The sequence below is a fragment of the Lactiplantibacillus sp. B652 genome, from assembly GCF_023806745.1.
GTDB lineage: Bacteria > Bacillota > Bacilli > Lactobacillales > Lactobacillaceae > Lactiplantibacillus > Lactiplantibacillus pentosus.
Window position 1 is genome coordinate 42,432 of record NZ_JAMSKY010000012.1, and the last position, 15,943, is coordinate 58,374.

Sequence of the window (15,943 nt, forward strand, 5' to 3'; positions counted from 1 at the left end):
GCACACTACTCAAGGTTCGCCATTTTTAGTTAATTCAGTTAGTTAAGCGGGTCACTGCGATATTGTTGCAAGATGTAGATAGCAACAATCACCAATAATGAACCGAGAATTTCAATCCAGCTCACCTGCAAGTTCAAGAAGATGATACTTAGCACAAAGGTGACAACTGGTTGGACCGCATCCACGATGCTGACGACTGCGGATGGCGCATACTGCAAACTGTGCAGTAATGATAAAAATGCAAAAATCGTCCCAATCAACACGATGGCTCCAATCGAAGTAACCAAGGTTGGCGTGATTTTAGGCGCCCCAACCCAGATTGGATGATATAGATTGAACAGAATTCCGGCAATCAATGTTCCCCAACCAAGGATCACGACTGGTGAGTTTTCCGCAACGATTTTCCGTGGTAACACCACGTATAACGCGGCCGTCACCCCGGATAGAATCCCCCAGATGAGAGCATCCGTTGGAATTGCTAATTCATGAATGTTACCCTTTGTAATCGCTAAGAAGACCCCCAGTAGCGAGACGCCAAACGCGATCAGATCAGTTCGTAAGGGCAGTTCCTTTTTAAACACCAACGTCCCTAACACGATAAATAGTGGACTCAGGTATTGTAAAATCGTGGCAGCCGCCGCAGTCCCCTTCTCAATACTAATATAGAACGTGTACATGTTCGCCATTAGGCCTAACGTTGCGTACGCAACTAGTTGCCCAATCGAAGCCCAGGATTTAAACACCTTAAAAATCTGGGTTCCACGTTGCACGAAACCAATCGCTAACAAGATGATACCAGCGGATAACGTCCGCACTGAAAGAAACCAGTCAGCCGGAATCGCCTGATTTTGGGAAACAAATTGCATGACCGTTCCCGAGATTCCCCAAAGCGTAGATGCGAGCATCGCCCACATAATGCCTTTCATGTAACGGCTAGTTGTCGTATTCTTCAATTTAGCTCTACCTCAATTTAATTAATGGCAATATTATACCGGGACTAAATTAAAACTCACTGAAAATTACCGTTTGTTTATTAGCAAGATTCGGCCAGATTTATCATAATTACCGCAGTCAACCGTCTACAGCGGTCAATACCGAACATTTTAAGAAAAGTTAAAGTTAAACCAGTCTGTTTGCTTGCTTCAGACTGGTTCAACTCATCAGTAATATGTATTCGTGCTAGATACCTTTTTATGAATCGTGATTAAAACAGAGCGATTCTTAAGTTCAAAAACAGCCAGCTGAGGCCCGCTGAGAAATAAGTGCGAGTTAGCGTAAACTTGCTATTGTAGGTTTCTGCGTGAGTTCAAATCGATGTCCGCCCTGTTCCAGCGTTGTCAGCCGGCCCCGGAAGTCGGACTAAGGCGCGCATCGGCTGACGAACAATAATCCAACTCAGTAGCAAATCTTAATATCAAGAACCACACCCATGAACGCACAAAAAAAGACCATGGAGACCGACAGTTTTAGCACGAGGCTAAAATTTATAGAGGTATCTTCATGACCCAAATACATACTACCACTACTCATTTTGACCGACAAGTGTTGGCAGGCAAAATGAGATGAGCAGTAATTTATTTTTTAAAATAACGTCCCAACATAGTAGTGAATAAACATCGTAATAATCCCGACAATCACGTTCCGGATAACGGCAGTTTTGACGTTACCCTTACCTAGCACGGCGGATAAGTATCCGGTTAAGGCAACCGCAACGGACACCGCAATAATCGTGGCGGGCCACTGTAGATGTGCTGGCGCAAATGTCATCGCAAATAGTGGGAAAATACCGCCGGCTGAAGCGGAAAACAATGAAGCAAAAGCTGCGTCCCACGGATTCATATAGTGTCCGAGTTCCATATCGTACTTAACGCGGACGACGGTTTCGAGTGGCTTTTTTGATAAAAGATCCTTGGCAATCTCTAACGACGTCGCTTCCGTAACGCCTAAGTTCATATAGTGGCGTTGAACTGCATGTAATTCACCCGCAAAGTCCGTCTTTAATAATTGCCGTTCTTTTTCAACGACTGCTTTTTCCGTATCTTTTTGCGTGCTGACAGAAGCGTATTCGCCAGATGCCATCGAAAACGCACAGGCTAGCAGGTCAGATAGTCCGGCGATAAAAATCGTAAATTGGTTGGTGGTCGCCGCCGCAACACTGAACAGCACCCCGACAACCGTCAAAATCCCATCATTGGAGCCGAGAACGCCGGCCCGTAGTGAGTTCAGCTTCTCATCCATCGTTTGTTTTGATTTTTTCGTTTTTGTATTCGTTAACTGCATATTCTCGCTCCCCTTGGCCCTACTCATCAGGCAAATAAGTGACCGATAAAGTAGGTCACGATCATCGTTAACAATCCGGCAACCACATTACGTAACATTCCCTGACGCCGATTGGCATTTCCGAGCACCGCCGCCACGTAACCCGTAATGGTTAACGCAATGGCGACCGCAATGACCGTGGCGAACACTTTGATATGTGGTGGGAAAAATGTGATTGAGACTAGTGGCAGAATCGAGCCAGTTGGAAAGGCAATCATCGAGGCAATCCCAGCTGCATACGGGCTGATAAATTGATTCGGATTGAAGCCATACCGTTCCCGAACCGTCGTCGACAAGGCATCTTCAGCCATCATTTCCTGAGTCGCTTGTCGGGCTAGTGGTTCGCTGATGCCCTGTTCGATATACTTTTGCGCGACCATATCTGCTTGCGCCTCATAGTCATCGGCTAATGCCGTCTTTTGCGTGGCGATCGCCATTTTTTGCGAATCCTTCTGCGTATTCACGGAGACGTACTCACCCATTGCCATCGAAATCGTTCCGGCAAGCATGCCTGCTAATCCGGAAATCAGAATCGAAAAGCTATTCGTCGTGGCCCCCGCGACCCCAACAACAATACCGGCAACGGAAAGAATTCCGTCGTTAGCCCCCATAACACTTGCACGTAGCACGTTAACTCGTTGTGCTAAGGACATTTTCTTCTTCATGTTTGCCGCCTCCGTACGTACTTTATAATCATTCTTACCTAGTAAATATTATATCTTTTTCCAGAGAATTGCAAGGCTTATTTGGAATCATTATCAAGTATAAGTTATGTTTCCCTAAACCATAATCTAGTGTACCACCATTTTATTATTAAAGTTAATCAATCTATCGGTTACGGACCGCAAAACTGTCGCTAATGATCTTAATTGGACACAAAAAGCTACCACTCAAAAATCACGATGATTTTTGAGTGGTAGCCCTTCTTCTTGATCAACAGCCGACTAAATTAGTTAGCTTCATTAAATTGTTGCGTGGTCTTAAGTTCAAATTCAGTTGGTTTAGCAGCCGTCATTAATTCTGGCGTCAATTCCACTCGCGTAATCGTCTGGTCAGCATAAGGTTGAATATAGAATGCTGGTTCGTTCATGCTCATGTAGGCGCGATACTGCGTGTAATCTGGCGTCCCGTTAGCTTGCATCTTCACGCCCTTAGGAATTTCTACCGAGTTCAGCATGTGCGAAAGCGCGTTGACGGCTTCAGCGTCCGTATCGACGGCATCCGTGTGTTGCCGCATAAAGACGGTCCGGACGAAGCGTGCAACGGAAGTATAATCGCCAGGCATGCCCAGTGCACCGGTACCAGGGCCAAATGGGTTGACCGTTCGATCGCCGTATTGACGACTTGGGTGTGGTTCAGGCTGCAAGTTAACATAGTTACTCAAGTTCTTTAAGTGCCAGTTGAAATCGGGCGTGTTGGTCATGACGCCGACTGGGTTTTCCATGTAGTGCACACCGTCATTTTCAAGTTCTAGCACGTACGTTGCGCCACTCTTATCACTAATGATCCAGTGTAATGGCACCACGATGTTGAGCAGCGGTGCCGCAGCTTCCATCACGTTTAAGCTTGCCAACCGGTCGCCTAGTTCTGCGGCGCTCTTGACATTCCCCAAAATCCACATCAAAACTTCGTGTGGGGCGAGGTTCAGCTTATCGGCTTTCGCCTGTTGTGCAAAGTGAGCCTGACCAGAGAAATACAATGCGGCCGCACTGACACCGTGTTCATTGACCCCGTCCACGAAGACGTAGCCGTTCAAATTACGGCCGGTCCCGACAAAGCTGTAGGGCGCGTCAAACCCATCGGCGTTCGTGACACTGCTAAAGTGGTGGTTGCGAGGAATGGCGACTGGCCGACCACCAAGTTCAAAAGCAAAGTCCATGGTGCGTGCTAAAAATTGATCACCCGCCGTGGTTTGAATCGTTAAACTAGTACACATAGGTTTCACATCCTTGATTTAAATACTATCATTTTAGCATCTTAAACCCAGCGAAACACGTATTTGCACAAATTAATTTACGGTCATCAGTTTATTTTAATCACGCAACCGCAACGTCATCGCATTGATGGCAACGATAATTGTACTTAAAGACATGACGACCGCGCCGACCATCGGGTTCAAAATGAAACCGAGTGGTGCTAAGATTCCGGCTGCTAACGGGATAGTGATGACGTTGTATCCGGCACCCCACCATAGGTTTTGCGCCATTTTGCGGGTCGTTTGCCGGGCTAGTGCTAAGAAGTCGACGACATCATTCGGATTGCTCTTGACTAACACCACGTCCGCCGAATCAATCGCGACATCCGTCCCAGAACCAATTGCGACCCCAATATCAGCTCGCGCCAGGCTCGGTGCGTCATTGACCCCATCACCGATCATCATCACGTGGCTACCGTCAGCCTGATACTGTTGGACCAACTTAGCTTTATCTTCTGGCAAGAGACCAGCATGGACCTCGTCGATGCCGAGTTGATGCGCAACGACTTGGGCACTCTGCGGATTGTCCCCCGTTAACATGACGGGCGTGATCTGTTGGGCTTTCAAGCTCTTGATCAAATGCGCCGCTTCTGGTTTGATCTGGTCACCCTGTGCGACGTAGCCGAGGACCGCGGTATCTTGAATCAAGAAACTAACGGAGTTCCCGGCACTCGCTAAACGGTCAAAGGTTTGCTTATCGTAAGACAGATGTTGCTTGTCAAGGTAAGCGGCGGAGACGATTTGATAAGTGTGCTCGTCAATCGTTCCACTGAGTCCGACACCGGTAATCTGATGAACATCCGTGACAGATTTAGGTGTGACTTGTTGTTCCTTAGCTGCCGCTAGAATGCCGACAGCGAGCGGATGACTGGAGCCATTTTCTAAACCGGCCATCATTGCTAAGACGGCGTCGTCAGTCAACTCATCCATCTGACTCTGGTACTCGGAAACTTTGAAATTACCGGCCGTCAGCGTCCCCGTCTTATCCATTAAGGCGTAGTTCAGTTTGTTGACTTGTTCCATTGCGTCCCGATTACGAATCAAGAGACCGTGGCTCGCTGCAATCGCCGTACTACGGGCAACGACTAAGGGAATCGCCAACCCCAACGCATGCGGGCAGGCAATCACGAGGACGGTCACGGCAATCGACAAGGCTAAGGCCAGGTTGCCGACCAGTAGCCAAACGATAAAGGCCACGATGGCAACGGTCAGTGCCGCGTAGAAGAGCAGTCCCGCAACCTTATCCGCCATATTTTCTTGTGATGACTTGGCTGCTTGCGCGTCACTAACGAGCTTCATCACTTGAGCCAAATAACCGGATTCACCAGTTCCAGTGACCGTCATTTCAAACGTACCGTCACCATTGACGGAGCCACCGACAACTTGATCCTGACGCCGTTTTTCAACTAACTTCGCTTCACCAGTGACCATCGCTTCATTGACACTCGTCGCGCCACTCTCAACCGTCCCGTCTGCGGGAATCTGTTCACCCGCCCGGACTTGAACGCGGTCACCTTCGACTAAGTCCGCAATCGGCACGTCTTTTACTTGACCATCCACCAACTTATGCGCGGTACTTGGCAGCAACTTCGCCAGTTTATCCACGGCCGAACCAGCGTTCATGACCGTGTTCATTTCGATCCAATGGCCCAACAACATAATGACGATCAACGTGGCGAGTTCCCAGAAGAAGTCCGTCACCATTGGCTTAGTGTGCAAAATATCATTCGCAATCACCGCGTAAATACTATAGATATAAGCCACGCTGATCCCCATCGTAATCAGGGTCATCATCGCTGGCTTCCGGTTTTTAAGTTCAGCTTTGGCGCCACTAAAGAACGGCTGCCCACCATAAATGAACAAAATCGTTCCTAAAATTGCGACCAGATAATCGGACCACGGTTGAAAGACGACTTGAAACGGCAACTGCATCCCCATCATCGGACTCATCACAACAATTGGAATCGTCAAAATCAGCGACACCCAAAACTTCAACTTTAAGTTGCCCATGTGCATCATCTCGCCATTGCCCATATCCATGTCACCCATATCATGGCTATCATGATGCTGCATGTGTTGCATATCCATATCCTTCATAAGTTTATCCTCCCCAATGTCGTACGTCTACATTTGTAATTTACAGTTTGAGTTTACAATTGTAGACGATAAAAGTCAAGGAAAACACTTTTTATGGCAATCAGCTGACTTAACGGAGAAAACCGGGCATATTGGCGGCATATAAAAACGGTAGCCCCCGCTGATTTAGGGACTACCGTTACTTTTTCATGATTAAAACTCGCGACTGATTGGCGTAAGAATTTTAGACTTGCCGTTGTTAGCACCGCGTCCCGGGAACGCAGTCACACTCGACCATTTCGGGCGCATGCTCCGCTTTTTCGGCTAAGACTTTTTGTAGCGCGGCGATGTCTGTCTGGCTTAATTCAGTCTCACTGATCAAATCGGTCAACGTCTGGCCGACCCGCATCTGACATAAATGGCCGAACAGTGTCTTGACGGCTTCATCCATGGATGGCTGTTCTTCAACCATCGGATAGTAAGTAAACGCCCGACCACTCTTTTCAGCCCGCAACGCGCCTTTTTTCACTAACCGGCCCAGCAATGTCTTGACCGTGGCTGTCTTCCAGCCCATCTTATCGGCCATGACTTCGGCGACTTGGCTACTGGTCACATTCCCCAATGTCCAAGCAACCCGCATGACTTCCCATTCAGCATCACTGATTTCGATTTTCGTCTGTGCTTCCAATGGTTTGACCACCTTTCTCTAATGAAGTTAATTATAGTTTACAACCGTAAACGAATAAAAGCAATTTTAAAATTCCGTCATCCTTATCATAACCCTTTTCGCACCCGATGAATAATGACCCCTATCAAATTTAAGCTTCAGGCGGTCAACCCCGCCCATGCAATCATGACTGGGCCGCCACGAATTGGTCGAGTAGCGTCGCCAAGGTCGTCACACTAGCTGGATAATTACCGGCGTGTTGCAACAGATAACTGGTCAGCTTACCGTGATACAGCACGGTCGTCGCCGTCTGTCCATTCGTATGTAATAAAGTTTGCCGAAACTCATTGAGTAGTTGTTGTAGCCCCGCTTGTTCTGGATTGTGACTGTCCAACGTCAATGCGGCCCGACTGATCGCGTCGAGTACTTGTGCTTGTGTAATATGTGCTTGAATTGCCATGATCTTCCCTCGATATCATAATCTTCTCTGCGTTGTATCTGAAATATTGGTAGGCAAAAAGCAGTGAAACTCACCCGCCAGACACAACACATGATAATATGCATAAGTATACACCGTTATTCTAGTCAACTGGTACCATTAATCTGGTAAAAAATGTGTTATGCTACCTAATATTAACTATTTTAGTGACGGGGGTTCACGATTTGAAACCAAATTCTAAATTCTTACAACGCCTCCAATTATGGATGCGCGGTCGTTATGGGCAAAACGATACCTTGAATCGCTTTCTCAACTATTTAGCATTACTACTACTAATTATTAGCTTTTTCGTGCGCTTCAACTGGTTGGTCTTAATTGCCGTCCTGTTGATTGCGATCAGCTATTGGCGCCTGTTCTCCAAGCAAATCTATCGCCAAGTTGCCATCAACCGCGGCTTTCAGCGCATTTGGCTACCGCTGACACGTCCCTTCAGCCGCCTCAAGTATTCGCTCACCCAGCACTGGCAGTACCGGTTCTTTCACTGTTCGCAGTGCCACCAGCGCATTCGTATTCCACGCCACCACGGTCGGGTCCGCATTACTTGTCCGAAGTGCGGTCACCAGTTTGAGGCGAAGGTCTAAGTTAGACGCTGCGACTAGTTGTCCGCTTGAATACGGACAATCTGGAAAAATTGGCATCCGACTTGGCTGAATGATAGTCAAGAACAAATGATACGCGAACGCTATGACTGTATAGCGTTCGCGTATCATTTGCGTTTATGGCATTACTCGTGTGACTTTCAGCAATACCGGACCTATCCAGACGCTGAGTGTAGAAACTTAGCGCCAATTAGATGTCAATGTTTAACGACGTCACGATGGTTAACATGCGGTGCTTCATATTTAAGCCGAAATAGCGTTATACTATGTTTAGTTTTTACTATAACGAATATTGTCATCTAATTTTATCTGCGATATTCGCCCCACCTATTAGTAATAACCATAAATTGGAGGTCTCTTCATGGGATTTTGGATAATGATTTTAGCTTTTCTAGGATTTTTGGTCTTTGGCTATCTTGGTATCAAGCACTACAAAACGTCCAAGTTTGCGGCGGTGCTCGCACTAATCATCGCCCTCTGCCTGCTAGTCCTCTTCGTCTATTTAGTTTGATTTGAAAAGCAGTCACTAATTTTCTAGTCGCACCCAATATTTGCCCGTCCCAGCTTAACTGGTAACGGGCACAAGTATTGGGTGCGAACTGTTGTATCTGGCGGCTCACTAAATTCCTAACACGGTCAATTAAAACGCTTACAAGAAAATAATTAGCCCTTTTCAGAAAAAATACTTACGAAAAAATTGATTATCTGGTATGCTAACCCATTGTTTAGGAAAGTGAGTGTGAAAAAGATAATGGATTCAGTTCAAAGTAACCCGCAAGCAAAACAACAAGCACGGGTTCCCGTTGCCCATCCAATGCTAGCCATGATGGGAATGTTAATTGGTGGCTTTGTTGGGATGTTCAGTGAAACGTCATTGAACATCGCCCTGCCTCAATTGATGGCTCAGCTTCATGTAACGACTGCTACTGTTCAGTGGTTAGTAACCGGATACATGCTCATGATTGGGATTGTTCTCCCACTATCTAGTTTAATTACAAAGTGGTTTACGACTCGTCAAGTGATTCTATTTGCGCTGATCGACTTTGCCGTTGGGGCAATTATTTCAGCGTCCGCACCTGGTTTTGGCGTGCTATTATTCGGTCGAATGATTCAAGGGATCGCAACTGGCTTGATTCTGCCACTAATGTTCACGGTTGCCATGCAAATCTTCCCACCTTATAAGTTAGGTGCCGCCATGGGGATGGTCGGACTAGTTATCATGTTCGCCCCCGCGGTTGGTCCTACTTTAGCTGGGGTCGTCTTAGGGGTTGCTTCATGGCGTTGGATCTTCTGGATTTTTATTCCATTCTTGATCATCGCCTTCCTCTTTGCCGTAACGTCACTCAAAAACATCGCCCCTGTTACCCGGCCAAAGATTGATTTCTTATCGATCCTCTTATCCATGGTCGGTTTCGGGAGCCTAGTTGTTGGGGTAAGTCTGGCTAGTGATCAAGGTTGGGGCTCTGCAACTGTCTTAGGTGCGCTGGCCCTCGGGATCGTTATTCTCGCTTGGTATGCTCATCGTCAATTAACGATGGACAATCCAATTTTGAACCTTAAAACTTTCGCAATTCCTGGTTTCCGGGTTGGTGCCAGCTTAGTCATGATTGACTTTGGAATCATCCTGTCTGCCATGTACTTGTTACCAATGTACATCCAAAAGGGACTCTTGATTCCAGTTGCTTTGACCGGGATCATCATGCTTCCTGGTGGCTTGGTTAACGCGATTATTTCCGCCGTTTCTGGTCGGTTATATGACTCCGTCGGTGCTCGGACACCTGCAATGCTCGGCTTCTTAATCTGCATGGTTGGGGCGTTGATGCTAGCGTTAACCAGCACACAAACGGCCACTTGGTACGTGATTTTAGCCCACGTCGTCTTAATGATTGGGGCACCACTTGCTATGTCACCATCGCAGACCCATGGGTTGAACTCATTGACTGGTCCAATCGCTGCGGATGGTAGTACCATCATGAACACCTTACAACAAGTCGTTGGTGCGATTTCAACTGCCCTTGCGACGAGTCTCTTAGGTATCGGCCAAGCCGCATACTACAGCAACGGCGGTCATCAAGCTGCCGGCGCGTTTGTTAACGGTGCCCACTATGGCTTCTACTTCACCTTAGTCTTAGCCTTCGTTGGTCTGTTGCTTGCAACCCGGCTCTCTAAGAAGACGGCTAAATAAGGCGCCATGTTTTAAGACATGTGCTGAATGCAATGCTAAATTGCCCATTTGAAGGCACATTAAAAATAACTTCTAATCGTTTGACTAACTATTAGTAAAATCCCGTCGAATCAGCACAACACGGCTAGATTCGGCGGGATTTTTGTTCGTCATAACAATTAGAGCTGCTCCTGTTAATAAATTTATTTATCAAAAGGGCCGGTATCAGGAATTATAACCAGAAATAATCCTGATAAATAATTGCACTTTACTGACTTTTCCTGCACAATTAAATTGATAATGTGAGGAGTCGAATACTATTTATGGAACTTACAATTGGTTTGATTATTGGCACTAGCCTCATCTTGGCCGTTTTATGTGGCGTTCTCAGTGGACACTACTATCGTCAGCGGGCTAAAATCGCTGGGACGATTTGGGCACTGATCACACTCTTACTCGTCGGATTGGCCGCCTTCTTCGCTTGGGTCGTCTGGTTCGGCATGTAACCGCCAAGCTTGTCGCTGACTGTCATATCACTAAAGGAGGAGCTATGAATCCAGAAGAAATGTTTCAACGCTATCTCAACAAATACCATGTGACTTACCAGCACCCCGAACACGGTTTAGTGATGCTGACGTCGCCAGTCTGGCCACAACACCCGGAACTTCAACGGTCCATTCAACAGGCGTTCCAAGGCTTAGATGGCGTGACCAGCATTACGATCAATAGCCCTGAACAATTAGTCATGCGCTACGATTCAGACCAACTACGCAAACTCAGTCCATTGACGTTACTCAGTTTGGAACGTCGATTGAGCAAACAATATCATCAAGCCGGCTATTAAACCGGGCTTGGCGCTGGTTTCAGCTAGTCAAAACTGATGCACCACGGTGTCTATGCGACCTTAGCCGGCACAACGAATTTTCAGGACACATGACTATGGCCGGAACTGGCACTGCAATTAAACCCGTACAAGCCCCGCAACTAATAAATACCGTCAAAAAAGGCAGTTTTCGTCTTCCCTTTCACTAGGGAATCACGAGAACTGCCTTTTAGTTCGCTTGCTTCAATTTAAAAGCTGACGGTTGCCATAATTTTGCCTTCTTTACCGGTAAAATTGATGACCTGACGTTTTAAGTTGGCCGTCCACGCCTGACACCCGGCACTCGCAAAATGCTTAACAGCGTCCGCTAGCGCCATTTCACCAGACACGTATTGCTTGGCAATTTTTTCAACGGCTGCGGCGTCTTCTTCAGGTTGAACAACACTTTCGATACCATTGGTCCGCCGTTCTACTAAGTAGCCGTTCTCACCAAAATAAGTCGTCGCACCAGTTTCAACATTGTATTGAAAATGTTGAACGCCTAGGTCGGCTTCCTTCTTGGCAATCGTGGCAAAGTCAGCATGGTCACCCAAATTAGTTAACACGTCGTCAATTTCAGTTAATTTAAACATCATGACACCCCTCGTTCTAATTTCGTTTACTCCTCCATTGTAGTCCAATTAGCCTTGTTTGGCAGTCAACGGATAGCAAATTCGCATCAAAACCATGTAAATCACAGCGATGATGACCATATCGATGAACGTAGCTCCCGTGAAAGTCGCAATCCAAGGCAGTTGTTTGAGCAACAGATAAATCACCACGCCTAAGACCCAGCAGAGGAGTGCAATCCAATTGATGCCGTGATGATACCAATATTGGCCCTTAGAACTAGCTAGTTCGTTCACATCATAGTGTTGACGATGCCGCCAATAGAAGTCGACCAGCATCACACTGATCATCGGCCCGAGCACCATCCCGATGTAGTCCAAGAACGCCGTAAAAGCGTCCAAGAAACTCCCCATCACGAGTGGAATCAGCGTCACCAGCGTTGCAATGATCGTCACTGCCCATAACGCCGGTCGTAAGCGAATCCGTGGGAAAATGTTGGATAGCGCAGACCCTGCCGCCAACAGGTTGACCGCGTTGGCCGTCATACTCGTTAAGACGATGACCAGTAAGGCAAGTACGCCCAAGCCTAACCGACTCGCAATCGTGCTAGGGTCAGAGTTATTGGGATCATAAGCCCCCGAAGTAATGGCAATACTGATGGTTGCGGCGAGACCGATGAAGGCAAACCAGAACAAGCCTGTAAAAGCCCCCAAGAATGGCATACCAGTCGCGCCGCTCCGTTTGCGGGTAAACCGGGTAAAGTCAGCGCCCGCGGTGACCCATGATAAGTTAAAAGCTGCTAACGTGTCCATACCAGCGCCTGCCGTCATATGCAAATGCGTTGGAGCGCGCCAAGTTAACAGGTCATGCATTGAGACCGTTTGAAAGACGACGACCGTCTCCCATAAGACAAACAAAATAACTAGAATAATGCCGATACGCTCAATCATTTGGACAGAGCGTTGGCCGACCGAGACACTGAGCAGGTGCAGGATACTCATGACGATAATGCCCAAAATCAAGCCTTTCGCCCCGCCAGGCTTCCCGTAAACGGGCCAACCTACTAGATCATGTAATAGGTAACTCACGGATGTTGCCGCGATAAACGTATTCACCGCGGTCCAGCCAATATACTGGGTGAGGTTCACGAATGACGGCACATAACTCCCCCGAACGCCAAAGGAACCCCGAATCAAACTCATTGTTGCCGCCCCGGTCTTGTACCCCATAAAACCGACCAACGACAAGCATAAATACGACAGCGCGGACGATGCCACAATCACTTTTAGAGCAGTCAATAACCCGCACGCGGCTAACACGCCACCAACGTACCACGTACCATTATTGGCATTAGCGCCAATCCAGGTTGCAAACATATCCCAATTGGACATGTGTCGGTGCTTAGGCGCCACCACTTCAATTTGATACTTCGACTCTTGTTGCACATCGTTCACCCTTTCTACAATGTTTTCCATTGTAGTTTTTTTAGGGACGGCTGGTCAAGTCTATTTGACCAATAATTCGTGTGCATCCTATCGTCCCATGGTGAGGGATTTTTTGGCGCAAGTTAACTCGTGTATTCTATGATTGCTGGTGCAAAAAGAGATTCAAATGAGCTTGGTACTCACTTGAATCTCCCCTCTTGATTGATAATGTGGCTAATACCCGGACACACTCAACTGCGCAGTGTGCTAGTTAGTTTATCATGAATCATGATTAAATCATGCTATTTTTCTAAGTTCAAGGGCTGCCAGCTGAGACCCGCTGGAAATAGTGCGAGTTACCGTAAACATGTAGCGGTATGCTCGTCCTAGCCGGCTTCCAGGCATTCTGGGCAATGGCCGGAACGTGGTGGACACAGATTTAAGCCGACAGCCCACGTCTTAAATACTGGTCTTTCACTAACCAAGCAAAAGACGCTTGCTAAGTGAAATTTCACCACTGGGCCTTGCCCAGAATACCTTCCAGCCGGGATCCTATTCGAAAGGCGGACATTTACGGACCCAACTTTCGATGAACTGTTCGTTGATTCTTAGTGGACAGCTATTTTGATATTTAACGGTCAGACTAGTTTTTGGGAATATCGAAGTTGCCTATCCGTATTTTTAGTCCGCATCACTGAACATTGATAGAACTTTCTCTCGTTGACATAGCTGCTAAAGCCCTAGATTCACCAAAAATGGCTATTTTTATCATCTCATCGTAAATCTGAGTTAAGCACTAATCTTCAAACGACCTTACCGGTAAATAAGCATCATCAATATTGATTCAAAAAGTTTGCTTGAAGGACCAGCCACCGAATATTCAGTGGTCAATTGCACCCAGATAAGTGGCCGTTCATCTGCCATTCGAGCGGGTTCCCGACTGTAGGGGCTGGCTGACAATGCTCAAGGGCGAAGTTCTTCTTGTCCGGGTGGTTTTCCCGGGCTAGAAGAAGACTCGTATTTGAAATTGCGCAGTGGGTTTCTGCGTGAGTTCAAATCGATGTCCGCCCTGTTCCAGCGTTGTCAGCCAGCCCCGGAGGTCGGAATAAGGCGCGCATCGGCTGACGAACAGGAATCCACCAACTGGCATGATTCATGACAGACCAAGATCATTAATTGCACAAAACCTAAAATGGCATTAAGATAATCTTAATCAACTTATTAAGGAAGTGACACTTGTGAAGGGAGCATTAACTGGTTGGCGGCGTAACCTAGCCGTACTCTGGCTTGGAACGTTTATCGCCGGCATGGGATTTTCCGAAGTTATGCCGTTCTTATCGCTATACGTCGGGCAAATGGGAGATTTTTCGAAAAATGAATTGACGATGTACAGTGGACTCACTTATGCGGTGACTTTTTTCGTAGTCGCCGTCGTTTCACCACTATGGGGCAAACTTGCTGACCGACGTGGCCGCAAAATCATGTTACTGCGCTCTTCACTTGGGATGGCGTTCGTTATTGGTGCTATGGGCTTCGTACATAATATCTGGCTACTGATCTTACTGCGCTTCCTGCAAGGGCTCTGCGCGGGCTACATTCCTAATGCCAGTGCCTTAATTGCGACAGAAACGCCCAAGGAAAACAGTGGGACGGCGATTGGGATCCTAACGACCGGCTATGTTTCTGGCAACCTGATTGGCCCGATTCTGGGTGGGGTGCTCGCGCAAGTCTTCTCGATCCGCCTGACCTTTATTATCACGGGGATTCTATTACTGATCGTCTTCGTGTTAAGCTTGACGCTCGTTCACGAGAACTTCAAGCCTAGCGATGTCACTGCTACCAAACGTGAAGGCAGCATCCTCAGTCAGTTTAAAAATCCAACCCTAATTATCACCTTACTTGTCTCAACGATGATTATTCAAATGGGTAACAACTCGATTACCCCGATTATTAGTCTGTATGTCAAAGAACTGATGCATAACGTTGGTCCAATCACGGTGGTGGCCGGTATCATCGCCGCGCTTCCCGGGATTTCAACGCTACTTTCCGCACCGCGACTCGGTCGGCTGGGTGATCACCGGGGTGCAGACCGGATTCTCGTCTTTGGCTTCGTGTTCGCCATCTTGATGTACTTCCCTCAAGGGTTCGTCTCAAGCGTCTGGACGTTGGGCCTACTGCGGTTCATGATTGGGATCTCTGATGGTGCGCTCTTCCCGACCGTTCAAACGCTCTTATCCAAGAATACGCCGCGTGAACTGACGGGAACGATCTTCAGCTGGAATCAGTCCTTCCAAGCAGCTGGCAGTATGCTGGGCTCCTTACTTGGTGGGGCCGTCTCGGGCTGGTTCGATTACAATGGCGTTTTCATCTTTACCGCCCTATCGTTACTGCTCAACTTCATCGGCGTCCTGATTTTCATTCCTAGCATGCGCCATCCGTTTGCGAAACGTTCAGCGAGTTAGTTCGTTTAAAAGCTGGCGCAAACTAGACGCACTGCCGGAATACCGTTTAACCGGCTAGTGGCGTCAGTTTGGGAAACTTCCGATTTAGCGATTCGACCTGATGATATTCGCTGAACTTAGCCAATTTATAATTAAAAAGCCTGGTTTCAAAATTCACCGTGTCATCACGGCATTTTGAAACCAGGCTTTATTGATCTTTTGTAACAATAATTGCCGTCACTAATCTGGCCGTCAAATCAGACCGGTCTCCGACTTAACGCTGTGGAGCCATCACCTAACTGAACAGCGCACCAGCTCGTCTAGAGTCAATACGTTTCTTAGGTTCG

General features: G+C 47.4%; 15 protein-coding genes. 6 read left to right on the forward strand and 9 right to left on the reverse strand.

What is annotated here, in order from left to right; all coding sequences use genetic code 11:
• Positions 1–38: 38 nt before the first annotated feature.
• The 7 genes from MZO40_RS13495 to MZO40_RS13525 form a co-directional block, all read right to left on the reverse strand.
• On the reverse strand, positions 39–926 hold the full coding sequence (locus MZO40_RS13495; protein WP_050338367.1) for a DMT family transporter: 888 nt from the start codon (positions 924–926) through the stop codon (positions 39–41).
• Between the two features lie 655 nt (positions 927–1,581).
• Positions 1,582–2,280 (reverse strand): VIT family protein, encoded by a 699-nt coding sequence (locus MZO40_RS13500; protein WP_088770531.1) that lies wholly within the window; start codon positions 2,278–2,280, stop codon positions 1,582–1,584.
• Positions 2,281–2,306: 26 nt separating this feature from the next.
• The gene (locus MZO40_RS13505) at positions 2,307–2,984 is read right to left on the reverse strand and encodes a VIT family protein (protein ID WP_088770530.1); all 678 of its coding nucleotides are present in this window, start codon (positions 2,982–2,984) and stop codon (positions 2,307–2,309) included.
• 284 nt (positions 2,985–3,268) lie between these two features.
• On the reverse strand, positions 3,269–4,255 hold the full coding sequence (locus tag MZO40_RS13510) for a choloylglycine hydrolase family protein (RefSeq protein WP_056952987.1): 987 nt from the start codon (positions 4,253–4,255) through the stop codon (positions 3,269–3,271).
• Positions 4,256–4,351: 96 nt separating this feature from the next.
• Positions 4,352–6,391 carry a heavy metal translocating P-type ATPase gene (locus MZO40_RS13515; RefSeq protein ID WP_105960736.1) on the reverse strand — a complete coding sequence of 680 codons (2,040 nt, stop codon included), beginning with the start codon at positions 6,389–6,391 and terminating at the stop codon, positions 4,352–4,354.
• A 238-nt stretch (positions 6,392–6,629) separates the two neighbouring features.
• Positions 6,630–7,058, reverse strand: a complete 429-nt coding sequence (locus MZO40_RS13520) for a CopY/TcrY family copper transport repressor (protein WP_082230207.1) — start codon at positions 7,056–7,058, stop codon at positions 6,630–6,632.
• 163 nt (positions 7,059–7,221) lie between these two features.
• The gene (locus MZO40_RS13525; RefSeq protein WP_050338303.1) at positions 7,222–7,497 is read right to left on the reverse strand and encodes a hypothetical protein; all 276 of its coding nucleotides are present in this window, start codon (positions 7,495–7,497) and stop codon (positions 7,222–7,224) included.
• Positions 7,498–7,700: 203 nt separating this feature from the next.
• Between MZO40_RS13525 and MZO40_RS13530 the strand changes: the two genes are divergently transcribed.
• The 5 genes from MZO40_RS13530 (at position 7,701) to MZO40_RS13550 (ending at position 11,143) form a co-directional block, all read left to right on the forward strand.
• Positions 7,701–8,117 carry a Zn-Finger Containing protein gene (locus MZO40_RS13530; protein ID WP_050338302.1) on the forward strand — a complete coding sequence of 139 codons (417 nt, stop codon included), beginning with the start codon at positions 7,701–7,703 and terminating at the stop codon, positions 8,115–8,117.
• 379 nt (positions 8,118–8,496) lie between these two features.
• A complete protein-coding gene (locus MZO40_RS13535) occupies positions 8,497–8,646 on the forward strand; it encodes a hypothetical protein (protein WP_181186334.1) in 150 nt (49 codons plus the stop codon).
• Between the two features lie 240 nt (positions 8,647–8,886).
• Positions 8,887–10,320: a DHA2 family efflux MFS transporter permease subunit gene (locus tag MZO40_RS13540; protein ID WP_105960735.1), complete on the forward strand. Its 1,434-nt coding sequence runs from the start codon at positions 8,887–8,889 to the stop codon at positions 10,318–10,320.
• A 302-nt stretch (positions 10,321–10,622) separates the two neighbouring features.
• Positions 10,623–10,805 carry a hypothetical protein gene (locus MZO40_RS13545; protein WP_088770525.1) on the forward strand — a complete coding sequence of 61 codons (183 nt, stop codon included), beginning with the start codon at positions 10,623–10,625 and terminating at the stop codon, positions 10,803–10,805.
• A gap of 44 nt (positions 10,806–10,849) precedes the next feature.
• Positions 10,850–11,143: a hypothetical protein gene (locus MZO40_RS13550; RefSeq protein ID WP_101874167.1), complete on the forward strand. Its 294-nt coding sequence runs from the start codon at positions 10,850–10,852 to the stop codon at positions 11,141–11,143.
• Between the two features lie 227 nt (positions 11,144–11,370).
• On the opposite strand, the gene MZO40_RS13555 is transcribed toward MZO40_RS13550, so the two are convergent.
• The gene (locus MZO40_RS13555) at positions 11,371–11,757 is read right to left on the reverse strand and encodes a DUF1398 family protein (RefSeq protein ID WP_225424086.1); all 387 of its coding nucleotides are present in this window, start codon (positions 11,755–11,757) and stop codon (positions 11,371–11,373) included.
• 45 nt (positions 11,758–11,802) lie between these two features.
• On the reverse strand, positions 11,803–13,176 hold the full coding sequence (locus tag MZO40_RS13560; RefSeq protein ID WP_105960734.1) for a cytosine permease: 1,374 nt from the start codon (positions 13,174–13,176) through the stop codon (positions 11,803–11,805).
• Positions 13,177–14,393: 1,217 nt separating this feature from the next.
• Here MZO40_RS13560 and MZO40_RS13565 point away from each other — a divergent pair.
• Entirely contained in the window at positions 14,394–15,617 is a 1,224-nt protein-coding gene (locus tag MZO40_RS13565) for an MFS transporter (RefSeq protein ID WP_216681049.1), read from the forward strand.
• Positions 15,618–15,943: the final 326 nt, after the last annotated feature.

Coding starts and splice junctions, on each gene's coding strand:
- MZO40_RS13535 (WP_181186334.1), top strand. CDS start 8,497: ATGGGATTTTGGATAATGATTTTAGCTTTTCTAGGATTTTTGGTCTTT.
- MZO40_RS13525 (WP_050338303.1), bottom strand. CDS start 7,497: ATGGCAATTCAAGCACATATTACACAAGCACAAGTACTCGACGCGATC.
- MZO40_RS13515 (WP_105960736.1), bottom strand. CDS start 6,391: ATGAAGGATATGGATATGCAACACATGCAGCATCATGATAGCCATGAT.
- MZO40_RS13505 (WP_088770530.1), bottom strand. CDS start 2,984: ATGAAGAAGAAAATGTCCTTAGCACAACGAGTTAACGTGCTACGTGCA.
- MZO40_RS13500 (WP_088770531.1), bottom strand. CDS start 2,280: ATGCAGTTAACGAATACAAAAACGAAAAAATCAAAACAAACGATGGAT.
- MZO40_RS13540 (WP_105960735.1), top strand. CDS start 8,887: ATGGATTCAGTTCAAAGTAACCCGCAAGCAAAACAACAAGCACGGGTT.
- MZO40_RS13495 (WP_050338367.1), bottom strand. CDS start 926: ATGAAAGGCATTATGTGGGCGATGCTCGCATCTACGCTTTGGGGAATC.
- MZO40_RS13550 (WP_101874167.1), top strand. CDS start 10,850: ATGAATCCAGAAGAAATGTTTCAACGCTATCTCAACAAATACCATGTG.
- MZO40_RS13555 (WP_225424086.1), bottom strand. CDS start 11,757: ATGATGTTTAAATTAACTGAAATTGACGACGTGTTAACTAATTTGGGT.
- MZO40_RS13510 (WP_056952987.1), bottom strand. CDS start 4,255: ATGTGTACTAGTTTAACGATTCAAACCACGGCGGGTGATCAATTTTTA.
- MZO40_RS13545 (WP_088770525.1), top strand. CDS start 10,623: ATGGAACTTACAATTGGTTTGATTATTGGCACTAGCCTCATCTTGGCC.